This is a genomic window from Acidovorax sp. LjRoot74 (genome assembly GCF_964254355.1).
GTDB lineage: Bacteria > Pseudomonadota > Gammaproteobacteria > Burkholderiales > Burkholderiaceae_C > Acidovorax.
This window is the reverse complement of the sequence record NZ_CAXUTI020000001.1, coordinates 540,492-561,085: the sequence shown is the minus strand read 5'-3', so window position 1 is coordinate 561,085 and position 20,594 is coordinate 540,492. Positions and strand designations below refer to the sequence as shown.

Genomic DNA, 20,594 nt, shown 5'->3' with positions numbered 1-20,594 from the left:
GCTCAGGCCTCCTGAAGGGCTGCGGCGCTGCGCGTCGCCCGCGTGGTGCGTGGCAGGCCCACGATGTGGTCCGCAGTGGCCAACAACAGGTCCACACCGCGCGGAAACATTGCCTGGTTGGCTGCCCACTGGGCCTCGAAGTCGTCGGGCAGGCCCTCTACCTGCAAGGCCGCCACCTCCTGGATGCCGGGGCCGCGCAAGTGCCAAGCACCTTCGGAACCTGTCGTGGTGGCGGTGGCGCGCAAGACATCGACCACGCAGGTCACGGACTGGTCGGGGTAGATGTCGGACCCCAGCGCGAGACTGTCGAGGGGCGGTACCACGTCGCCTTGCGCCACCCACACAAAGCGAGCCTGAGCGGCCTCGCTCACCAAGGTGCAGCCCGTGTGAAAGCGCAGCCACGCACCCGCATCGCTGGCGGCCAGGCGCGGCGAAAGCCACAGCGTGCAGTCGCTGTCTAGCAGCGCCAGCAGCACGGCGGCGGATGCGGCATGCCCTACGGCGGAAGTCTGCGCGTCGTGTTCCACGGCCACCGTGCGACCGGGGTGCGACAGCGCCTGCAGCACCGCGCGGAACACCGCCAGGCTGCCGAAGGCTTCGTTCGAGAATCCGGCACCCAGGGATGCCAACGGGGTCACTGGGGTCATCGGGGTCGCGCTCATTCGGTGTCCTCGTCGTTGTCGGTGCCGCTCTCGCGCGCCACGGTAAAGAAGTCCACCTTGGTGCTGGCAGCCCGCGCCTGGCGCTCGGCCTGGGTGTTGCGCAGGTGGGCACGGATGGGGTCGAGCAGTTGTGCGTCCAGCGCTGGTTGCTGAACAGGGTCTTGCAGCAGCGCATCGGCCAAGGCCGCCAGCTGCACCTGGCGGTGCGAGCGGCCCAGCACGTAGGCCACGCCCACAGTGGCCTCGGCAGCGTTAGATGCGTCGGCCACGCGCAAGGCGCAGCGGGTAACGGTGACCTCGCCCAGGTTGAAGCGCTCGCCCGTGCCCCCGGCGCGGCCCTGCACCATCATCAGACCTGTCTCGGGCGCACGCAGCCAGCGCGCGGGGCGCGTGGCATGCTCATGCAAGGCAGATTCGAGCAGCCCCAGCGGTGCCCGGGCCAGCAGCGCCATCCACTGCGCGCGGCCCAGGGGGCGGTCCGGCCCCGGGTTGTCAAAGGCTTGAAACATGGAAGTGGTACCCTGAAAGTTGTATAGACAAATTGAACAACTGGCGCCAGCTTAAAGAGCGCGCATGTAGGTTTCATGACAGCCAGCACCACTTCTCTCCCGGCCCCTTTTCAGGGCCCGCACGCCTCACCGTTGCGCCCCGCGCGCGACAGTTTCTGGACGCGCATTGCCGCCGAGCTGGCCGAGGCCATTGGCAGCGGCGTCTACCCGCCGGGCCAGCGCCTGCCCTCGGAACACGCGCTGGCCGAGCAGTTCGGCGTGAACCGCCACACCATCCGCCGCTCGCTCGCCAGCCTGTGCAGCCAAGGGCTGGTGCGTATCACGCAGGGCAGCGGCACCTATGTGGAAGACTTTGCGGTGGACCTGGTGCTGGGCAAGCGCACGCGCCACCAGCAGGGCCTGGCACAGGCGGGGCTGCGCGGCAGCCTGGTGGTCCTGCAGGCGCAGACCACGCGCGCCACAGCTGCGCTGGCCAAGGCGCTGCAAGTGCCCGCGCGCAGCCCGCTGCTGGCGTTGCGCGTGCGGGGCGACGCCGAAGGCCAGCCCCTGCACATCAGCGAGCGCTACTTTCCCCTGCCCCGCTTCGAAAACCTGGCGGCCGTGGTGCGCGAGACCGGCTCCATCACTGCAGGCTTCACCGCCCATGGCGTGGCCGACTACACGCGCCGCGAAAGCCGCATCACCGCCGAGCTACCCAGCGTCGAAGTAGCCGCCCAGCTGCGCCAGCCCACGTCACGCCCCGTGCTGCAGGTAGAGAGCCTGAACGTGGATCTGGAAGGCACGCCCATCGAATGGGCCCGCGCCTGGTTTGCGGGCGACCGCGTGAAACTGACCATTGACCACGATGAACACACCTGACATGCCACCCACCCACCACCGCTATGCCGTGTACTTCGCCCCCAACCCGGGCAGCCTGGGCTGGCTGGCCGGCAGCCACTGGCTGGGGCGCTGCGCTGCGTTGCTGCAGCCGCTGCAGCAGCTCGCCATTGACGGTGTGGCACCAGACGCACTGCACCGCCTGACCGCAGCGCCCCGCCGCTACGGCTGGCACGCCACGCTCAAGGCGCCGTTTGCGCTGGCGCCCGGCACCGACTGGATCACGCTGCACCAGGCCGTGCAGGAGGTGGCGCGCGGGCTGCAACCCTTTGTGCTGCCGCCGCTGCAGGTGCAGCGCATCGACGACTTTCTGGCGCTGGTGCCCCCGGCGCTGCACCCCGCCAATGCACAGATCCAGGAGACCGCCGCCACCTGCGTGACGGCACTGCAGCCCCTGGCCGCGCCCCTGTCCGACGCCGACCTGGCCCGGCGCCGTGCAGCGGGGCTCACCGCCCGGCAGGACGCGCTGCTGCAGCAATGGGGCTACCCGTTTGTGCTGGACGAGTTTCGCTTTCACATGTCGCTCACCGGCAGCCTGGCGCAGGTGGACGCACCCACGCAGTCGCTGGTGTTCGAGGCTGCGCAGGAATTTTTCTCGGACCTGCCCATCCTGAAGTTCAACAGTCTCGCCTTGTTCGCAGAGCCCACGCCCGGCGCGGACTTTGTGCTGCTGGACCACCTGGAGATGGGCGCATGACCACCGGTCGGCTGGTCTACTGCATGGGCCCCTCGGGTGCGGGTAAGGACAGCCTGCTGGACTGGCTGCGCGCGCACCTGCCACAGCCCTGCCCCGTGCACTGGGCGCAGCGCACCATCAGCCGTGCCGCCACATCCGGTGGGGAAGCGCATGAGGGCGTTTCGCCCCAAGCATTTGCTGCGCTTTGCAATGAGCACGCCTTTGCCCTGCACTGGCAGGCCAATGGCCTGGGCTACGGCGTAAGACATGCGCAACTGGCGCCGCTGGCGCAGGGCCACTGGGTGCTGCTCAATGGCTCGCGTGCCTACCTGCCCGAGGCCCTGGCGCGGTTCCCGGACCTGGTGGCCGTACACATCACCGCCAGCCCGCAGGTGCTGCGCGAGCGCCTGCTGTCGCGTGGCCGCGAGACGCGCGAAGAGGTGGAGGCCCGGGTGCAGCGCGCGCTGGCCTACACCCCACCCCCGGGAGCCGCCAGCCTGGAGGTGCACAACGACGGCGCGCTGGGCGATGCAGGCCAGCGGCTGCTGAACGCGCTGGAAAATTTGCCGGGCTGGCCCCGGCGCAGTGGCAAACGTTCACCCATCGCTCCCATCCTTTCCAGCACGCCATGACCACCATCACGATCTATCACAACCCCAAGTGCGGCACGTCCCGCAACACCCTCGCCATGATCCGCAACAGCGGCGTGGAGCCCGACGTCATTGAATACCTGAAAACCCCGCCCGACCGCGCCGCGCTGGTGGCGCTGATTGCAGCGACCGGCGAGCCAGTGATCAACGCCGTGCGCACCAAGGAAGCGATCTTCACCGAGCTGCACTTGGACGCGCCGGGCGTCACCGACGCCCAGCTCATCGACGCCATGCTGCAGCACCCCATCCTCATCAATCGCCCCATCGTGGTCACGCCCCTGGGCACGCGGCTGTGCCGCCCGTCCGAGAAAGTGCTGGACATCCTGCCCGCGCCGCAGCAAGGTGCCTTCACCAAGGAGGATGGCGAAGTCGTCATCCACCCGCAGGGCCAGCGTGTCTGATGCAACCGCACACACCCATGCGGTAGCGCACCGCGCGGCATGAGCGCCGCCTCGCAACGCTGGACCGTGGCGCGCCTGGGCACGGCCCAGACGCTGGCCTGGGCCTCGTCCTATTACCTGCCTGCCATGCTGGCCGCGCCCATGGCGCGCGATCTGGGCGTTGCCACGCCCACCGTGTTCGCGGCGTTTTCGGTGGCGCTCATCGTGTCGGCGCTGCTCGGGCCCTTCGCGGGCCGGGCCATCGACCGCCACGGCGGCCGCCCGGTGTTGGTGGGCACCAACCTGCTGTTTGCCGCCAGCCTGGCCGGCATGGCGCTGGCGCAAGGCCCGGTGGGCCTGTTTGCCGCCTGGGTGCTGATGGGTGTAGCCATGGGGTCGGGCCTGTACGAGGCTGCGTTTGCCACGCTGGTGCGGCTGTACGGCCAGGGCGCGCGCGGCGCCATCACCGGCATCACGCTGATTGCGGGGTTTGCCAGCACGGTGGGCTGGCCGCTGTCGGCCTGGATGGAGACGCAGTGGGGCTGGCGCGGCGCGTGCGCGGGCTGGGCCGCATTGCACTTGCTGGTGGGCGTGCCGCTCAACGGCTGGCTGCCCCGCGCCAACGCCGCCGACAAGGCACCGCAACCGTCGGCGAATGTACCCGCAGCTCAGACTACGGAACCGGCCGTATCCACCCCGCCCGCTGTCGCCCACCCGCTGCGCACCACCGTGCTGCTGTCGTTTGTGTTTGCCGTCACCTGGTTCACCAGCACCGCCATGGCGGCCCACCTGCCTCGCCTGTTGCAGGCCAGCGGCACATCGCTTCAAGCGGCAGTGGCAATGGCCGCGCTGGTAGGCCCGGCCCAGGTGGCGGCGCGCCTGCTGGAGTTTGGCTTGCTGCGCCGCCTGCACCCGCTGCTCTCGGCCCAGTTGGCTGCCGCCGCACACCCTGTGGGTGCGGGCCTGCTGATGGTGCTGGGCGGGCCTGCGGCGGCGGTGTTCACCCTGCTGCATGGCGCGGGCAACGGCATCCTGACCATTGCCAAGGGTACGCTGCCGTTGGTGCTGTTTGGCCCTGCGGGCTACGGCGCGCGCCAGGGCCTGATGATGGTGCCCGCCCGTGTGGCGCAGGCGTTTGCACCCGTTCTGTTCGGCATGGCGCTGGACCGCGTTGGCGCCTCCGCTCTATGGCTCACCACGCTATTGGGCCTGGCTGCATTGGCAGCGCTGTGGCTGCTGCGTCCCATGGCACGGGCCTGACCGAACTATCGATTGATCGGTCAGCCGCGCGGCACCACAAACGCTTTACGCGCCGCCAGCGCTGCGGGGCGCGAATGGCAACCTTCCAGGTGGTCATTGACCAGCCCCATGGCCTGCATGAAGGCGTACACCGTGGTCGGCCCCACAAAACTCCAGCCCCGCTTTTTCAGGTCCTTGGACATGGCAATGGATGCAGGTGACGTGGACAGGGTGCGCGCCACTTCGCGCGTGATGCGCTCGGGCCGCTCGGTGGCGGCGGGCTCGTAACGCCAGGCGTAGTGCGCCAGTGAGCCGAACTCGCGCCGCAGCTCAAGCACCCGGCGCGCGTTGTTGATGGTGGACTCGATCTTGCCCCGGTGGCGCACGATGGCCGCATCCTGCACCAGGCGCTCAACCTCGGCCGGGCCGAAGGCTGCGACCTGCCCGGCGTCGAAATTGGCAAACGCGGCGCGAAAGCCCTCGCGCTTGTTCAAGATGGTGAGCCAGCTCAGGCCGGACTGGAAACCCTCCAGGCAGATCTTTTCGAACAGCCGGTGGTCGTCCGCCACCGGAAAGCCCCACTCGGTGTCGTGGTAGTGGCGGTACAGCGGCGTGGCCTGGCACCAGGTGCAACGCGGGCAACCGGATTCGTCGGCGAACAGGCCGTCGGCCAGTGCGGTTGGGCGAGCAGGGTCTTGAGCAGTCGAAGGGGTCATGCGCGGCATTCTAGAAACCACCACAGCCAAGCTGCTGACAGGGCGAGCACAAAGGGCCCGATCTGCCCATAAACTGCGCTGCATGCGCCAGCCACTTTCCCGACTGCAGACCACTTTCAGCCTGATGTTGTGCCTGGTGCTGACCGGCTGCGCCAGCACCACCGGCCCTTCCAACGCGTGGGGCTACTACTGGCAGTCGCTGCGGGGGCACATGCAGATCCTGCATGCGGCAGAACCCATTGACGACTGGGTGGCGCGCAAGGACATCTCGCCCGCCCTGCGCGAGCGGCTGCAGCTGGCGCAACGTGCGCGGGCCTTTGCAGTGGCGGAACTCGGCCTTCCCGACAACGCCAGCTACCGCCGCTATGCCGACCTCAAACGCCCCGCCGCCGTGTGGAACGTGGTCGCCGCACCACCCTTTTCGCTGACGCTGCACACCTGGTGCTTTCCGGTCACGGGCTGCATCGGCTACCGGGGCTACTTCACCGAGGCCGCAGCGCAGGCCGAGGCCGCCGAGCTGGCCGCGCAGGGCCTGGAGGTGGAGGTGTACGGCGTGCCCGCGTACTCCACACTGGGCTACATGAACTGGGCGGGCGGCGACCCGCTGCTGTCCACCTTCATCGCCTGGCCCGAGGGCGACTTTGTGCGCCTGCTATTCCACGAGCTGGCGCACCAGGTGGTCTATGCCCAAAACGACACCTTGTTCAACGAATCCTTCGCCACGGCGGTGGAGCGCATCGGCGTGGCGCAGTGGCTGGCCACGCAGTCCCCCCCCGCCGCGCACGAGGCCTATGCCACCAACGAGGCGCGGCGCGGCGCCTTCCGCGCCCTGACCCGTGCCACACGAGCTCAACTGGCCGCCATTTATGAGCAAAAAGAGGCCGCTGCGCGCGATGAGCAAGCTCTTTTAGCTATCAAAACTGAAGCAATGCAGCGTTTCCGCGCAGATTACGCGGCGCTGCGCGAGCGCTGGCTCAGCCCAACTGGCGGTGGTGCACCCCAGGCCACCACCGCCCAGGTGGCAGGCTACGACCGCTGGGTGGCCCAGGCCAACAACGCCAGCTTTGCGGCCCAGGCCGCCTACGACGAACTGGTGCCCGCATTCGAGGCCTTGTTCGAACGTGAGGGCCGCGACTGGCCCCGGTTTTATGATGCCGTACGACAACTGACGCAGCAGCCCCAGCCCGAGCGGCACGAGGCCCTGCGCGCCCTTTTACCTGACCCACAACACCTCAAGGAGACAGCCGGTGCCTGACATTCATATCCACCGCGAACACCACCTCGGCTTCAAGGAAGCCCGCAAGGTCGCCTTCTCCTGGGCCGAGAAGGCCGAAGAAAAATTCGACATGGAATGCACCTACGAAGAGGGCGAGAAGGAAGACCTGCTCACCTTCACCCGCACCGGCGTCAAAGGCACGCTGCTGGTGAATGCCCACCAGTTCGAGATGAAGGCCCAGCTGGGCTTTTTGCTGGGCGCCTTCAAGGACCGCATCGAAGCCGAGATTGGCGAACAGCTGGATGCACTGCTCAATGCGCCGCACCCCGGCGCCAAGAAGCCAGCGGCCGACAAGAAGAAAGCGGCGGCAGACACGGATGCTGGCAAGCCCGCCCCCAAGGCCGCGGCGAAAACCGCCGCGAAGGCCAAGAAGGCCTAGCCGGGCCACCGCCATGACATCCCCTGCGAACGAGGCTACCGCCCACAGCCCGGCGTTTGACACCCTCTCCACGCTGCTGCACACCCGCTACAGCTGCCGCGCCTTTCTGCCCGAGCCGCTGCCGCGCAGCACCATCGAAGCCATCCTGGCCACCGCGCAGCGCACGGCCTCGTGGTGCAATGCGCAGCCCTGGCAGCTCACCATTGCCAGCGGCGCCACGCTGGAGCGTCTGCGCAGTGCCCTGCAATCCCACATGGTCGCCGCTGCGCCCCAGCCCGACCTGCCCTGGCCGCGCGAGTACCAGGGCGTGTACCAGGAGCGGCGGCGCGAATGCGGCTGGGGCCTGTACGAAGCCCTGGGCATTGCCAAGGGCGACCGCGAAGCTTCGGCGCGCCAGGCGGCGCAGAACTTCACCATGTTTGGCGCACCGCATGTGGCCATCGTCACCAGCGACGAGGCCCTGGGCGTGTATGGCGCGGTGGACTGCGGCGCGTATGTGAGCAACTTCATGCTGGCCGCGCACAGCCTGGGCGTGGGCTCCATCGCACAGGCTGCGCTCGCGTCCTACCCCGGCGTGCTGCGCGAGGTGCTGGGCATTGGTGACGACCGCAGCATCGTCTGTGGCATCTCGTTCGGGATGGCAGACCCAGCGCACCCGGCCAATCACTTCCGCACCACGCGCGCCGACCCGGCCAGCAGTGTGGTGTGGAAGGACTGAGACGCCGAGAGGCGGGACCTGACGGGCGTCAGGCCACAACGCGCAGCATGGGACTGCGTGTATGCAGCAACCCAAACAGGTTCTTGGGGTCTGACAGCTGAGGGATGAGTTCGATGGGCTGGCCCATGCCCAGTTCGGCCGCCGCGTCGCGCAAGAAGCGCAGCGCAGAAAAGTCCTCCAGCGCAAAGCCCACGGAGTCGAACACCGTCACCGCCGCATCGCTCGCGCGCCCGCCGTGCTGGCCCGCCAGCACCTCCCACAGCTCGGTCACCGCAAAGTCAGGCGGCAGCTGCTGGATGTCGCCTTCGATGCGCGTCTGCGGCGCGTATTCCACGAACACCTGGGCCCGGCGCAACACGTCGGCATGCAGCTCGGTCTTTCCGGGGCAGTCGCCACCCACCGCGTTGATGTGCATGCCGGGGGTGAGCATGTCGGGCGTGAGGATGGTGGCGTCGGTTTTGTCGGCCGTCACCGTGGTCACGATGTCGGCGCCACGCACGGCCTCGGCCGTGCTGGCGCAGGCCACGGTGCGCAGGCCCGCCGTGCTTTGCAAGTTGGCCCGCAGCTTGGCCGTCGCACTAGGGTCGGTGTCGAACAGGCGCAGGGTGTCGATGCCCAGCAGATGGTGAAAGGCCAGCGCCTGGAACTCGCTCTGCGCACCGTTGCCGATCAGCGCCATGGTGCGGGCACCGGGGCGTGCCAGCGCCCGGGCGGCCACGGCCGACATGGCGGCGGTGCGCAGCGCGGTGGTGAGGGTGAGTTCGCTCAGCAGCAGCGGCGCGCCCGTGGCCACATCGGCCAGCACGCCAAACGCCATCACCGTGGACAGGCCCCAGCGCGTGTTCTTGGGGTGGCCGTTGACGTACTTGAACGCATAGGTCTGGTCGTCGGCAATCGGCATGAGTTCGATTACACCGTCGCGCGAGTGGCTCGCTAGCCGTGCCGATTTGTCGAACATGCCCCACCGCAGGAAGTCAGCCTGGATGTAGTCAGCGATACCGCGCAGGCAGGGCTCGACACCCTTGTGCTGCACCAAAGCGATCACATCGGGGGCGCTGAGGTACAGGGTGGAAAAGTGCTGGGGGGCAGCCATGGTGTTTGTCTCCAGATTCGAAGGAATGTGTTTCCAGGCAGTGTCCCGAAGCGCCAGAACAATAGGAATCGCCCAAACTGCCGCATATTGCTGGGCTGTTTGCCGGTATGGCAGCCCCAACTGTCACTTTGCTCAAAAGCCCCAAGACATGCCCCCACGCCACCCGCGCGCTATCCTCTGCGGCTTGACTCGCCCCGCACCATGACGCCCCCAGAAATCCTCATCAGCGAAGTCGGCCCACGCGACGGCCTGCAGTCCGTCCAGGCCACCATGCCCACCGCCCACAAGCTGCGCTGGATCGACGCGCTGGTGGCTGCGGGCCTGCGCGAGATCGAAGTGGGTTCGTTCGTGCCCGCCCGCCTGCTGCCCCAGATGGCCGATGTCGCCGAGGTGGTGCGCCACGCGCTCACCCACCCCGGCATCACCGTGATGGCGCTGGCGCCCAACCTGCGCGGGGCCGAGGCGGCGCTGGCGGCCGGGGTGCACAAGGTCACGCTGCCGGTGTCGGCCAGCGCCGCCCATTCGCTGGCCAATGTGCGCAAGACGCGCGAGGCCATGGTCGAAGAGGTGCGTGCCGTGGCCCAGCTGCGTGACGCGCAGGCACCCGGCGTGCTGGTGGAGGTGGGGCTGTCCACCGCCTTTGGCTGCACGCTGCAAGGCGCGGTGCCCGAGGACGATGTGATCTGGCTCGCCGGCCTGTGTGCCGAGGCGGGTGCCGACGAGGTGGGCTTGTCGGACACCACCGGCATGGCCAACCCGGCCCAGGTGCGCCGCCTGTTCACACGCCTGCGCGCCGAGCTCGGCGCCAAGGCCGGGGCGGCCCACATGCACAACACCCGGGGCCTGGGCCTGGCCAACTGCCTGGCGGCCTACGACGTGGGGGTGCGCACCTTTGATGCGTCGCTGGGCGGCCTGGGCGGTTGCCCCTATGCGCCCGGCGCCTCGGGCAATGTGGTGACCGAAGACCTGGTGTTCATGTTTGAGGCCATGGGCATCACCACAGGAGTGGACCTGGAGCGCCTGATGGCCGCACGCGCGCCGCTGCAGGCCGGGCTGCCGGGCGAACCGGTCTACGGCATGACGCCGGAAGCAGGGCTGCCCAAGGGGTGGGTTCAGCGTTAGACCGCCGTTGCCCCCAAAGAAAAAGGCGACCTTGGTCGCCTTTTTCTTTGGAGAGACCCGCCGTATCAGCTCAGCGAGGTGATCAGGTCCACATACTGCTGCTTGGCTTCATCGGCGCCCGTGCCCTTGAGCTTTTCCCAGGCGTCCCACTTGGCGCGGCCCACCATGTCGGAGAAGCTGGGCTTCTTCTCGCTGTTGTCCCCGGCGGTAGCCTGCTTGTACAGCGCATAGATCTTGAGCAGCGTGGCGTTGTCGGGACGCTCGCTCAGGTTCTTGGAATTGGCCACAGCGGCTTCGAAGGTGGCGTTGAGGTCGGCCATGTCAGTGTGCTCCTGGGAATGTTTGGGGGGAGGGAAAAAACGGTGTCGGCAAGGGTTTGCTGCGTTGTATCTTACGGGCTGAGCATGGCCCGGGGCCGCTCAATCCATAGAGGCAAGCCCCCAAAAATCAAACAATAGGTGTACATCTGATGGTGACCCGCATTCCAGCCCCCAGCAAAGCCGCGCCCGGCAATGGCCAGAACCCCTTGCGCAAGGTGCGCGACCAGGCCCCCGAGGTGGCACGCAAGGCCGCCCAGGCCTTGCCCCCCGCAGCCCGCAAAGCCGCCACCGTGGTCCAGAAGAACGTGCGCCGCGCGGCCACCGGCATGTTGGGCCTGTCGGGCGAACGCATGAGCAAGGTGGATACCGCCTGGCTGCGCATGGATTCGAGCAGCAACCTGATGATGATCAACGGCGTGTGGACCCTCTCGCCTGGCATCACCTGGGAGGCGCTGTGCGAACGCGTACAGCAGCGTCTGCTGCAGTACCCACGCTTTCGCCAGCGGGTGGTGGAAGACGCGGCGGGCGCTACCTGGGTGGAGGACAAGGGCTTCGACATCGCCGCCCATGTGCTGCGCGAAAAGCTGCCCCACCGCAAAGGCCACAGCATGCAGCGCGCACTGCAGGACCGCGTGGGTGAACTCGCCATGCAGCCGCTCGATACCCGCCGCCCGCTGTGGCAGATGCACCTGATCGAAGACTTTGTGGGTGACGACGGCGCGAAAGGCAGCGCACTCATCGTGCGCATCCACCACTGCATTGCCGACGGCATCGCCCTCATCTCGGTGACCATGTCGCTGGTAGATGGTGGTTCGGAGCCCCCCAAGCGCAAGGCGCGGGCCGACAAGGAAGCCGCCACCGCCGAAGACTGGATAGCTGACACTCTGATCAAGCCCTTCACTGGCCTCACCGTGAAGGCGCTGGACCTGGCAGGCGACAGTGCGGCCAAATCCCTGCAGATCCTGGGCGACCCGGAAAAGGCCATGCAGCATGGACTCTCGGGCACGGCCGACATGGCCCGCGTTGCCTACCAGCTTGTCAGCGATGCCGCTGCCTTGGCGCTTATGCCCGACGACTCACCCACCCGCCTCAAAGGCCAGCCCGGCAGCGCCAAGCGCGTGGCCTGGTGCCCGCCGATTCCGCTCGAAGAGGTCAAGGCCATCGGCAAGGCGCTGAACTGCTCCATCAACGATGTGCTGCTGTCGTGTGTGGCGGGCGCCATCGGCGGCTACCTGCGCAGCCAGGGTGACGACCCCACGGGCCAGGAAATCCGCGCCATGATCCCCGTGAACCTGCGCCCCATGGAAGAGGCGTGGAAGCTGGGCAACCGCTTTGGCCTGGTGCCGCTGGTGCTGCCGATTGGCGTGGCCAACCCCATCGAGCGCGTGTACGAAGTGCGCAGGCGCATGAACGCGCTCAAGGGCAGCACCCAGCCCATCCTGGCGTTTGCGATGCTGGCCGTGGCGGGGCTGATGATCAAGCCCGCGCAGGACGCGCTGCTCAACCTGTTTGGCCGCAAGACCACGGCGGTGATGACCAACGTGCCCGGCCCCAAGGAACAGCTCACGCTGTGTGGCTCGCGTGTCACGCAGTGCATGTTCTGGGTACCGCAGTCGGGCGACATCGGCCTGGGGGTGTCCATCCTCAGCTACGGCGGTGGCGTGCAGTTTGGTGTGATCACCGACACCACCTTATGCCCCGAGCCCCAACTGATCATCGACGCCTTTGCGCCCGAGTTTGACCAACTGTCACTGCTCACGCTGATGCTGCCGTGGGGTGAATAGCCGCCTCTGGGCCGTGGCCCCCAGCGCACTGGTAGGTTGCGCACTGTCGTCGATGAATAAAACATCCAGCAGGCCCGAATAGTGCGCGCCAGGCGGGGGCGCAAAAGCAATGCGCTGGGCCACCGGCTGGACTGCAAACGCAAGCTCCGTCTGCACGCTTTGTGTCAGCGTGCAATGCCTACACGTTGCGAGGAGACGGCGCAGGTACCAAGGCTCCCACAAGGTGGGACACTGCGGCGACCACCGCCTTGACGGGTTCGCCCATCTGCACGCGCACGATGGCGCCCTCCACCACCAGCGTGAGCGCCTGCGCATCTTGCGCACGCTGGGCCGGCGCAGGCAGCAAGTCCGCCAGCAACGCCGTCATGTCGCGCTTGTGGCGCTGCGCAATCTCCAACACCTCGGGCACGGTATCTGCCAGCTCGCTCACGCTGTTGATGAAGGCGCAGCCCCGAAAGTGCTCGCTGCCCAACCATTCAGCCAGGGCGGGCGCCAATGCCCGCGTGCGGTCCGTGCCTGCAGGCAGCGCGTGCGCATGGCGCTGCAGCGCGTCGGCAAACCAGGCCATCCAGCCTGTGTGCCGGTACTCCAGGTACGCACAGATCAGGTCGTTCTTGCTTGGGAAATGCCGGTAGAAGGTCACCTTGGTCACGCCGGACTCCGCGATCACGCGGTCGATGCCCGTGGCGCGGATGCCATCCCGGTAGAACAGCGCGTGGGCCGTGTGCAGCAGGCGGTCTCGGGCGGGCAGGTCTTGCCAGCCAGGAGGGAGGGGATCAAAGGTCATCAACCAATTGTAGACAAGTCTGTCTACATGTTGTTATGATTGCGAGTAGACAGACCTGTCTACATCAACCCTTGACCCCGGAGGACTCCATGGAAACACGCCCACCTTTGCCCCCGTTCACACAACACACCGCCGTCCAGAAGGTGCGCCTGGCCGAAGACGGCTGGAACTCGCGCGACCCTGCCCGCGTGGCCCTGGCCTATACCGAGGACACACGCTGGCGCAACCGCGCCGAGTTTCCTGTGGGCCGCGACGCCGCCCGGCAGCTGCTGGAGCGCAAGTGGGCGCGCGAACTGGACTACCGCCTCATCAAGGAGCTGTGGGCATTCAGCGGCCACCGCATCGCCGTGCGGTTCGCCTACGAATGGCATGACGACGCAGGCCAGTGGTTCCGCAGTTACGGCAACGAGAACTGGGAGTTCAACGACGATGGCCTGATGGCCGTGCGCCACGCGAGCATCAACGACCGCCCCATCCAGGCCGCAGACCGGCTGTTCTTCTGGCCCCTGGGGCGCCGGCCGGACGACCATCCAGGGCTGAGCGAACTGGGGCTTTAAAAGCCAGCCGCCCGCCGGGGGGCGGCAGGCGATCAGGGCTGCGGCGTCACCTGCACCGCCGCCAGTTCCCACAAGGCCTCTGCCACTGGCGACATCTCGGCGCGCTGGCGGTACAGGCGGATCTGCACAGGCACGTTCCAGTCGGCGCCCCCCGCCACCACCAGGGTGCCAGCGCGCAGTTCGTGGGCAATCAGGCTTTCTGGCAGCCAGGCCACGCCCCGCCCTTCCTGGGCCATGGTCTTGAGCAACACCGCATGGTGCGCGGTGAACACCACGGCCACCGGGCCATCAGCGCCTTCGGTAAACACCCTGCGCATGCGTGCCCGCATGATGCGGCCCAGGCCCGATGCTTCGCTGTAGGCCAGCACGGGCACCGAGGCCTGCTGACCCAGGGCATGCAACGGCTGGCCCGCTGCGCCGCCCGGCAGCGGGGCACTGACCGGCAGCAACAGGTCGTCCGCGAGGCGGCACAGGGGGTACTGCGCCTCGTCCAGGCGCCCCGGCACTTCCGCGTGGCCATGGCACAGCACAAACTGCACGCGGCGCTGCAACATCAGGTCTTCACAAGCCTGGGAGCTGTCAGACATCGTCTGGATGGGGCCGATCTGCAGCCGCGCCTCCATGCCCACCAGCCAGCGAGGGAAGAAGGTGAGCGACAGCACATGCGTGGCCGCAAAGCGCAGGCTGGCGGCGGCCAGATCGTGTGCGGCGCGGGCCTTGATGCGCGCGGCCTCCAGGTTGGCCAGGATGGTTTCCAGCAGCGGCAGAAAGCGCTGCCCAGCCGGCGTGAGCGCCGCAGGGTGCGCGCTGCGGTCAAACAGCTCCACGCCCACCCAGTCCTCCAGCGCGCGGATATGGCGGCTGAAGGCGGGCTGGGCAATGGCACGGGCCTCGGCGGCGCGCGAGAAATTGCCGGTCTCCGCGAGCGCCAGAAAGTCCTCCAGCCACTCCAGATCCAGCGGTCGGTTGCCCGGTCCCATGGGTTGCTTCCTGCCTTGCGATAGTTGTATGCGATTCGAGTATTGGACCGCTGGCGCGGGGTCGGAAATGATCCACCCCATCGTTCACCAGCTTTCCAACACGGAGACAAAAAAGCATGCCTGCCATCTCGAATTATCGCGGGATCATCCCCGCCATCTCGTGCCCCTTCACCCCCGACCACCGCATCGACGAGCCCGCGCTGCGCAAGCTCGCATCCTGGCTGGCGAGCCACGAGGGTGTGGTGGCCATCATGACCAACGGCCACACCGGCGAGGTGTTCTCCCTCACGCCGGCCGAGCGCGCCGAGGTCACCCGCATCGTGGCCGACGAGCTCAAGGGGCGCATGCCCGTCATCTCGTCCATCGTCTGCGAAGGCCTGAAGGATGCGGCCGACCATGCCCGCGCAGCCGTCGAAGCGGGCGCCGTCGCGCTGGATGTGATGCCACCGCACCACTGGCTGCGCTTTGGCTTCACGCCCGGCCATGCGCTGCAGTACTTCGAGGCCATCCACGAGGCCGCGCCCAACGCCGACCTGGTCTGCCACGTCTATCCCGCCTGGACGCGTGCCTCGTACTCCTCGCAGCTGCTGGCCGACCTGGCGAAGCTGCCCTACCTGCAGGCCTTCAAGGTGGGCCAGCGTGACATGAACAAGTACGCCCGCGACATCCAGGCGATCCGCGAGGCCGATGCCTCCAAGGCCATCCTGACCTGCCACGACGAGTACCTGCTGGCCTCGATGGTGCAGGGCGTGGACGGCGCCTTGGTGGGCTTTGCCACCTTCATTCCGCAGCTCATCATCGACCTGTGGAACGCCGTCAAGGCCGGTGACCTGAAGAAGGCCATGGCCGTGCAGGCCGTCATCACGCCCCTGAAGGACGCCGTGTACGGCGGCGGCGAGCCCACCGGCGAGGCCCACGCCCGCATGAAGGGCGGCATGTACCTGGCCGGCGTGCTGGACGACGCCACCGTGCGCCCACCGACCGAGGCGCCCAACGCGAAGGAAGTCGAGGCCCTGCGCGCTGCGGTGAAGCAGGCCGGCCTGCTCAAGCGCTGAGCGACTGCGAAGCGCGGGGGATTTTGAGTCCCCCGCGTCGGGATGGCACACAACAAAACCGACAAGGAGACAAGACACCATGCAACGCAAAACCTTCCTTCGCACCGCCTTCGGCGCCGCCATGCTCGCCATGGCGGTCAGCGCCTTGGCACAGGCTTACCCCACCAAGCCGGTGCGGGTGATCATCCCCTTTCCGCCGGGCGGCACGTTGGACACCGTGGGCCGCCAGCTCGCGCAAAAACTCGGCGAGCAGATGGGCCAGAACTTCATCGTCGAGAACAAGCCCGGTGGCAACGGCGTGATCGGCGGCGATGTGGTGGCCAAGGCCCAGGCCGACGGCTACACGCTGCTGTTCAACGCATCCACCTTCACCACCGCGCCCATGACCATGAAGTCCGTGCCCTATGGCGTGGTCAAGGACTTCACGCCCGTGGCGCTGGTGGCCAAGGCACCGCTGTCGGTGGCCATCAACAAGAACCTGCCGGTCACCGACATCAAGTCGCTGATGGCCTACGCCAAGGCCAACCCGGGCAAGATGACCTTCGCCGTGGGCTCCATCGGCTCGGCCGGGCACCTGTCCACCGAGCTGCTCAAGCGCGCGGGCCAGCTCGACTACCTGATCGTGCCGTACAAGGGCACGGCGCCGGCCTTCCAGGACCTGATCGGCGGGCAGATCGACGGCTTCATTGACCCCATCCTCGGCTCGCTGCAGTACCACAAGAGCGGCATGCTGCGCGTGGTGGCCGTCACCTCCGCCCAGCGCGCGGCCAGCCTGCCGGACGTGCCCACGGTGGGCGAGACGATTCCGGGCTACGAGTTCTACAGCTGGTATGGCCTGTGGGGCCCGGCCAAGCTGCCGGCGGAGATCACGCAGAGGCTGAACACCGAGGTGAACAAGGCCCTGGCCGAGATGACGCCCAAGCTGCGCGAACAAGGCCTGCTGACCACCCCGGGCAGCGTGGAGGACTTTGCCAAGTTCCAGCGCAGCGACATGGAGCGGTCGCAAAAAATCGTGACCGAAGGGAACATCCGTGTCGAGTAATGCCCGCCTTGCCGTCGTCACTGGCGCCAGCAGCGGAATAGGCCGCAGCATCGCCGAATCGCTGCTGGCGAACGGCTGGCGCGTGAGCGGCCTGGACGTTGCACAGCCGTCCATCGTCGATCCATCTTTCACCCACATAGCCGTCAACCTGGCCGATGGCGCAGACATCGCCCGCGTGGCCGCAACGCTGCCCGGCGTGGACGCGCTGGTCCATGCGGCCGGCGTGCTGCGCGTGGGGCCGCTGGGCCAGATCGACCATGCGGGCGGCGAGCTGATGTGGCGCCTGCACGTGGACGCCGCCACCCGCCTGGCCGACGCCATCGTGCCTGCGATGGCAGAGCGCGGCAGCGGCCGCGTGGTGTTCATCGGCAGCCGCGTGGCGCAGGGCATGGCCGGGCGCGGGCAGTACGCCGCGACCAAGGCCGCGCTGATCGCGCTGGCGCGCAGCTGGGCGGCCGAGGTGGCCGCACAGGGCGTGACGGTGAACGTGGTCTCGCCTGCGGCCACCGCCACCGGCATGCTGAGCGACCCCGCGCGCCAGGGCAGCGCGCCGCGCCTGCCGCCCATCGGCCGCCTGATCGAGCCGGCCGAGATCGCCGCGCTAGTGGGCTTTCTTCTCTCCGCCCCTGCCGCCGCCATCACGGGGCAAGACATCGCGATCTGCGGAGGCTCGTCGCTCGCCCGCTGATCCACCTTTTTCTCATCTATGGATGCATCCCATTGAACCGTTCACGCTGAGCCTGTCGAAGCGGCGCGCAGGACTTCGACAGGCTCAGCCCGAACGGTGGGTTCAAGTTCAAAGATTCCCAATCAACCGCCAACCAATACGACCACCATGAAGATCGTCAACATCCTCGAATCGACCCGCCCGATCAAGTCGGACATCCGCAACGCCTACATCGACTTCTCGAAGATGACGCTCAGCCTCGTGGCCGTGGTCACCGATGTGATCCGCGATGGCAAGCCGGTGATCGGCTACGGCTTCAACTCCAACGGCCGCTACGGCCAGGGCGCGCTGATGCGCGACCGCTTCATCCCGCGCGTGCTGGAGGCCGAACCCGCCAGCCTGCTGGATGAGACCGGCGAGAACCTGGACCCACACAAGGCCTGGGCCCGCATGATGATCAATGAGAAGCCCGGGGGCCACGGCGAGCGCTCGGTGGCCGTGGGCACCATCGATATGGCGGTGTGGGACGCCACGGCCAAGATCGCGGGCAAGCCGCTGTTCCAGCTGCTGGCCGAGCGCTACGGCAACGGCACGCCCAACCCGCGCGTGTTCGTCTACGCGGCCGGCGGCTACTACTACCCCGGCAAGGGGCTCGAAGCGCTGCAGCGCGAAATGGAAAGCTACCTGGCGCGCGGCTATTCGGTGGTCAAGATGAAGATCGGCGGCGCCACGCTGGCCGAAGACTGCGAGCGCATCGAGTCCGTGCTGAAGATCCTGGGCCCGGGCCAGCAGTTGGCGGTGGACGCCAACGGCCGGTTCGACCTGCCTACCGCCATCGAGTACGGCAAGGCCCTGTCGCAGTACCCGCTGTTCTGGTACGAAGAAGCCGGTGACCCGCTGGACTACGAACTGCAGGCGAAGCTGGGCGAGGTCTACCAAGGCCCCATGGCCACGGGCGAGAACCTGTTCTCGATGCAGGACGCGCGCAACCTGATCCGCCACGGCGGCATGCACAAGGACCGCGACTGGCTGCAGTTTGACTGCGCACTGAGCTACGGCCTGGTCGAATACCTGCGCACGCTGGACATGCTCAAGGAACACGGCTGGTCCCCCAGCCGCTGCATCCCGCACGGCGGCCACCAGATGTCGCTGGCGATTGCCGCCGGCCTGGGCCTGGGCGGCAACGAGAGCTACCCCGACCTGTTCCAGCCTTACGGCGGCTTCCCCGACGGCGTGAAGGTGGACAACGGCTACGTCACGCTGCCACCGCTGCCGGGCATCGGCTTTGAAGGCAAGTCGGACCTGATTGCGGAGATGCGCGCGCTGGCTTCTTGAGAAGCCCGACGGCCAGAACCCGCACGGGTGGCGGACTCTGGACATCGTCCGTCACTCAGGTTGCAGAGCAGGTAAAGCTCTCGGCCTTGGCTGGATCACCCGTGCCGTTGTAGCGCGGGAACTTCGGAAACTCGCACACCGGGCGCTGGGCCGTGGGTGTGCGGGTGCCGGGCGCAAACTGCGTGGCCACCAGCTTGTCGGGTGCGTTGCCCTTCTCCACCCAGGCGTCCAACGCGGCAAGCAGGTCGATGGACAGCGGATCGGTGCCCGGGCCGTCCAGGTTGTGGCCGACCGAGGGTGAGGTGAGCATGCGGGCAAAGCCCTGCACCTTGCTGGCCCCCAGGCGCTGCTTCACCGAATCAAAGTATTCCGCCGTGCGGTACAGCGACACACAGGTGTCCGACAGGCCGTACCAGATCAGCAGCTTGCCGCCCTTGTCGGCAAAGGCCGAGACATCCGGGTCGGTGCCGTCGATCATCTGCGCCAGGCGCAGGTACTGCGCGGCGTACAGCGTGGGGTCGTGGCGCAGGATGTCGGCGGTAGGGTTGCCCTCGACCACGCGTGCCGCCTCGGTCACGGCCATGTGGTTAAAGGACTCGCGCGCCTCAAAGCGGGGGCCGAACATGTACGACTCCCAGTCGGAGGTGGCCGCACCGCCCCGGCCGTAGCGAGGATAGCCCACCGCACCACGCGAAAGGGTCACGGGCGTCTTGTGGTCGGAGTAGATGAGGCGGATGGTCTCGATCTGCCCGGCCGTAAGGCAGGTGTCGCTGTCGGCGCCCTTGCACAGCAACTCAGTGGGCACATAGTTGCAGGCCTCGACGTTGCCGATGATGCCGTCCTTGAGGCCGTCGAGCCCGTCGCACGCGGCCGTTTCGGCCTTGGCATACAACGCCACCTTGGCAGGGCTGAGCCAGTTTTCGCGGTTCTTGAAGATGTGCTGGATCACGTTGGGGCCCAGGTTGACCTGGTGCGCCTGCTGGCTGATGGCGGGCTCCATGGCCACCACGCCGTCGTAGTCCTGCGGGTACTTTTGGGTGGAGATCAGGCCCGAGCGCCCGCCGTTGGAATGGCCCATGTGGTAGCGCCGCAGGGGCCGCTTGCCGTAGAACTCAGTGGCAATCGCCGTGCCCACCTCCAGCACGAAATGGTTGGCATCAAACGCGTGGTTGCGCAGCGCCACGTCGCTCTTGGCCCACTCGAAACCCCGGCTTTGGTGGCCCGAGTCGGAACTGATCTTGACGTACGGGTTAGCCGATGGACCCACAAGCTGCTGGTACCACGGGTCGTCGGTGGGGATGAAGCCATCGAGCCCGCCGCCGCCAATGGTCAGCGTCTTGCCGTTCCACTGCGCCAGCGTGGGCAGCTCCACGGCCCAGTTGATTGTGGAGTCGGGCGAGGACACGATCTGGCCACGCACGATGCAGACATCGAGCAGCGTGCCCTCGGCCTTGCGCAACTCGGTGCGGGTGACCTTGGCGCCATGGGGCAAGGTGGCAGAGGTGTAGGCGGAGCAGGCCTCGGCCAGCGGCTTGCTGGCCAGGGGCGCGGGGGCATCGTTGCCACCGCCACAGGCGGTCAGCGCCAGGGCGGCGATGGTGCCCAGGCCGGTCAGGGCGCGGGTGGCCCATCGCCCGGCGGGGCGCGCGGCGCGGTGGGTGGACGCCAGGGCGGCGCGGGTGGGGGTCGGGAACATGCGGGAGTCTCCTGTGGTGGTGTTTTTTCTCAGGAGCCCGGGCTTCGCGGCAAGGTCTGCGCCGCAGCCCCTTGG

23 protein-coding genes are annotated in these 20,594 nt (G+C 67.6%); 15 read left to right on the top strand and 8 right to left on the bottom strand.

The window, feature by feature from the left end:
* Positions 1–2: 2 nt before the first annotated feature.
* Complete coding sequence (gene phnH / locus ACSQ3O_RS02615) at positions 3–662, bottom strand: phosphonate C-P lyase system protein PhnH (RefSeq protein WP_436137746.1); 660 nt, start codon at positions 660–662, stop codon at positions 3–5.
* Entirely contained in the window at positions 659–1,171 is a 513-nt protein-coding gene (gene phnG / locus ACSQ3O_RS02610) for a phosphonate C-P lyase system protein PhnG (RefSeq protein WP_137748795.1), read from the bottom strand. Before phnG ends, phnH begins: the two co-directional genes overlap by 4 nt.
* Before the next feature lie 75 nt (positions 1,172–1,246).
* Between phnG and phnF the strand changes: the two genes are divergently transcribed.
* The 5 genes from phnF to ACSQ3O_RS02585 are packed head-to-tail and all read left to right on the top strand — an operon-like array spanning position 1,247 to position 5,013.
* Positions 1,247–2,029 carry a phosphonate metabolism transcriptional regulator PhnF gene (gene phnF / locus ACSQ3O_RS02605; protein WP_436137745.1) on the top strand — a complete coding sequence of 261 codons (783 nt, stop codon included), beginning with the start codon at positions 1,247–1,249 and terminating at the stop codon, positions 2,027–2,029.
* Positions 2,016–2,744 (top strand): DUF1045 domain-containing protein, encoded by a 729-nt coding sequence (locus tag ACSQ3O_RS02600; protein WP_436137744.1) that lies wholly within the window; start codon positions 2,016–2,018, stop codon positions 2,742–2,744. Before phnF ends, ACSQ3O_RS02600 begins: the two co-directional genes overlap by 14 nt.
* A complete protein-coding gene (gene phnN / locus ACSQ3O_RS02595; RefSeq protein ID WP_436137743.1) occupies positions 2,741–3,355 on the top strand; it encodes a phosphonate metabolism protein/1,5-bisphosphokinase (PRPP-forming) PhnN in 615 nt (204 codons plus the stop codon). Before ACSQ3O_RS02600 ends, phnN begins: the two co-directional genes overlap by 4 nt.
* Positions 3,352–3,774, top strand: a complete 423-nt coding sequence (arsC, locus tag ACSQ3O_RS02590; protein WP_436137742.1) for an arsenate reductase (glutaredoxin) — start codon at positions 3,352–3,354, stop codon at positions 3,772–3,774. The genes phnN and arsC overlap by 4 nt, the downstream gene beginning before the upstream one ends.
* Before the next feature lie 39 nt (positions 3,775–3,813).
* On the top strand, positions 3,814–5,013 hold the full coding sequence (locus ACSQ3O_RS02585; protein WP_436137741.1) for an MFS transporter: 1,200 nt from the start codon (positions 3,814–3,816) through the stop codon (positions 5,011–5,013).
* Positions 5,014–5,033: 20 nt separating this feature from the next.
* On the opposite strand, the gene ACSQ3O_RS02580 is transcribed toward ACSQ3O_RS02585, so the two are convergent.
* A complete protein-coding gene (locus ACSQ3O_RS02580) occupies positions 5,034–5,708 on the bottom strand; it encodes a DNA-3-methyladenine glycosylase I (protein WP_436137740.1) in 675 nt (224 codons plus the stop codon).
* Positions 5,709–5,790: 82 nt separating this feature from the next.
* Between ACSQ3O_RS02580 and ACSQ3O_RS02575 the strand changes: the two genes are divergently transcribed.
* Genes ACSQ3O_RS02575 through ACSQ3O_RS02565 form a run of 3 tightly spaced genes read left to right on the top strand, consistent with a single transcriptional unit; the run spans position 5,791 to position 8,081 of the window.
* Positions 5,791–6,963, top strand: coding sequence for an aminopeptidase (locus ACSQ3O_RS02575; RefSeq protein WP_436137739.1), 1,173 nt, complete (start codon positions 5,791–5,793; stop codon positions 6,961–6,963).
* Entirely contained in the window at positions 6,956–7,363 is a 408-nt protein-coding gene (locus ACSQ3O_RS02570) for a polyhydroxyalkanoic acid system family protein (protein ID WP_436137738.1), read from the top strand. The genes ACSQ3O_RS02575 and ACSQ3O_RS02570 overlap by 8 nt, the downstream gene beginning before the upstream one ends.
* A 13-nt stretch (positions 7,364–7,376) precedes the next feature.
* Positions 7,377–8,081, top strand: coding sequence for a nitroreductase (locus tag ACSQ3O_RS02565; RefSeq protein ID WP_436137737.1), 705 nt, complete (start codon positions 7,377–7,379; stop codon positions 8,079–8,081).
* 28 nt (positions 8,082–8,109) lie between these two features.
* Here the strand turns inward: ACSQ3O_RS02565 and ACSQ3O_RS02560 are convergent, their stop codons facing one another.
* Entirely contained in the window at positions 8,110–9,174 is a 1,065-nt protein-coding gene (locus ACSQ3O_RS02560) for an ornithine cyclodeaminase (RefSeq protein WP_436137736.1), read from the bottom strand.
* A 201-nt stretch (positions 9,175–9,375) separates the two neighbouring features.
* Here ACSQ3O_RS02560 and ACSQ3O_RS02555 point away from each other — a divergent pair, with 201 nt between their 5' ends.
* Complete coding sequence (locus tag ACSQ3O_RS02555; protein WP_436137735.1) at positions 9,376–10,296, top strand: hydroxymethylglutaryl-CoA lyase; 921 nt, start codon at positions 9,376–9,378, stop codon at positions 10,294–10,296.
* A gap of 65 nt (positions 10,297–10,361) precedes the next feature.
* Here ACSQ3O_RS02555 and ACSQ3O_RS02550 read toward each other — a convergent pair whose 3' ends face one another.
* The gene (locus tag ACSQ3O_RS02550; RefSeq protein ID WP_063459276.1) at positions 10,362–10,616 is read right to left on the bottom strand and encodes an acyl-CoA-binding protein; all 255 of its coding nucleotides are present in this window, start codon (positions 10,614–10,616) and stop codon (positions 10,362–10,364) included.
* A 149-nt stretch (positions 10,617–10,765) separates the two neighbouring features.
* Here ACSQ3O_RS02550 and ACSQ3O_RS02545 point away from each other — a divergent pair, with 149 nt between their 5' ends.
* Positions 10,766–12,400: a wax ester/triacylglycerol synthase family O-acyltransferase gene (locus ACSQ3O_RS02545; RefSeq protein ID WP_436137734.1), complete on the top strand. Its 1,635-nt coding sequence runs from the start codon at positions 10,766–10,768 to the stop codon at positions 12,398–12,400.
* Between the two features lie 178 nt (positions 12,401–12,578).
* Here the strand turns inward: ACSQ3O_RS02545 and ACSQ3O_RS02540 are convergent, their stop codons facing one another.
* On the bottom strand, positions 12,579–13,187 hold the full coding sequence (locus tag ACSQ3O_RS02540; protein WP_436137733.1) for a TetR/AcrR family transcriptional regulator: 609 nt from the start codon (positions 13,185–13,187) through the stop codon (positions 12,579–12,581).
* An 89-nt stretch (positions 13,188–13,276) separates the two neighbouring features.
* Here ACSQ3O_RS02540 and ACSQ3O_RS02535 point away from each other — a divergent pair, with 89 nt between their 5' ends.
* A complete protein-coding gene (locus ACSQ3O_RS02535) occupies positions 13,277–13,744 on the top strand; it encodes a DUF1348 family protein (RefSeq protein WP_436137732.1) in 468 nt (155 codons plus the stop codon).
* A 32-nt stretch (positions 13,745–13,776) separates the two neighbouring features.
* Here the strand turns inward: ACSQ3O_RS02535 and ACSQ3O_RS02530 are convergent, their stop codons facing one another.
* On the bottom strand, positions 13,777–14,724 hold the full coding sequence (locus tag ACSQ3O_RS02530) for a LysR family transcriptional regulator (protein ID WP_436137731.1): 948 nt from the start codon (positions 14,722–14,724) through the stop codon (positions 13,777–13,779).
* A 116-nt stretch (positions 14,725–14,840) separates the two neighbouring features.
* Here ACSQ3O_RS02530 and ACSQ3O_RS02525 point away from each other — a divergent pair, with 116 nt between their 5' ends.
* From ACSQ3O_RS02525 to ACSQ3O_RS02510, 4 genes are all read left to right on the top strand, one after another.
* Positions 14,841–15,779 (top strand): dihydrodipicolinate synthase family protein, encoded by a 939-nt coding sequence (locus ACSQ3O_RS02525; RefSeq protein WP_436137730.1) that lies wholly within the window; start codon positions 14,841–14,843, stop codon positions 15,777–15,779.
* 79 nt (positions 15,780–15,858) lie between these two features.
* Positions 15,859–16,821 (top strand): Bug family tripartite tricarboxylate transporter substrate binding protein, encoded by a 963-nt coding sequence (locus tag ACSQ3O_RS02520; protein WP_436137729.1) that lies wholly within the window; start codon positions 15,859–15,861, stop codon positions 16,819–16,821.
* A complete protein-coding gene (locus ACSQ3O_RS02515) occupies positions 16,811–17,509 on the top strand; it encodes an SDR family NAD(P)-dependent oxidoreductase (RefSeq protein ID WP_436137728.1) in 699 nt (232 codons plus the stop codon). The genes ACSQ3O_RS02520 and ACSQ3O_RS02515 overlap by 11 nt, the downstream gene beginning before the upstream one ends.
* Before the next feature lie 147 nt (positions 17,510–17,656).
* A complete protein-coding gene (locus tag ACSQ3O_RS02510; protein ID WP_436137727.1) occupies positions 17,657–18,823 on the top strand; it encodes a mandelate racemase/muconate lactonizing enzyme family protein in 1,167 nt (388 codons plus the stop codon).
* A gap of 55 nt (positions 18,824–18,878) precedes the next feature.
* Here ACSQ3O_RS02510 and ACSQ3O_RS02505 read toward each other — a convergent pair whose 3' ends face one another.
* Positions 18,879–20,519 (bottom strand): tannase/feruloyl esterase family alpha/beta hydrolase, encoded by a 1,641-nt coding sequence (locus ACSQ3O_RS02505; protein WP_436137726.1) that lies wholly within the window; start codon positions 20,517–20,519, stop codon positions 18,879–18,881.
* Between the last annotated feature and the right edge of the window lie 75 nt (positions 20,520–20,594).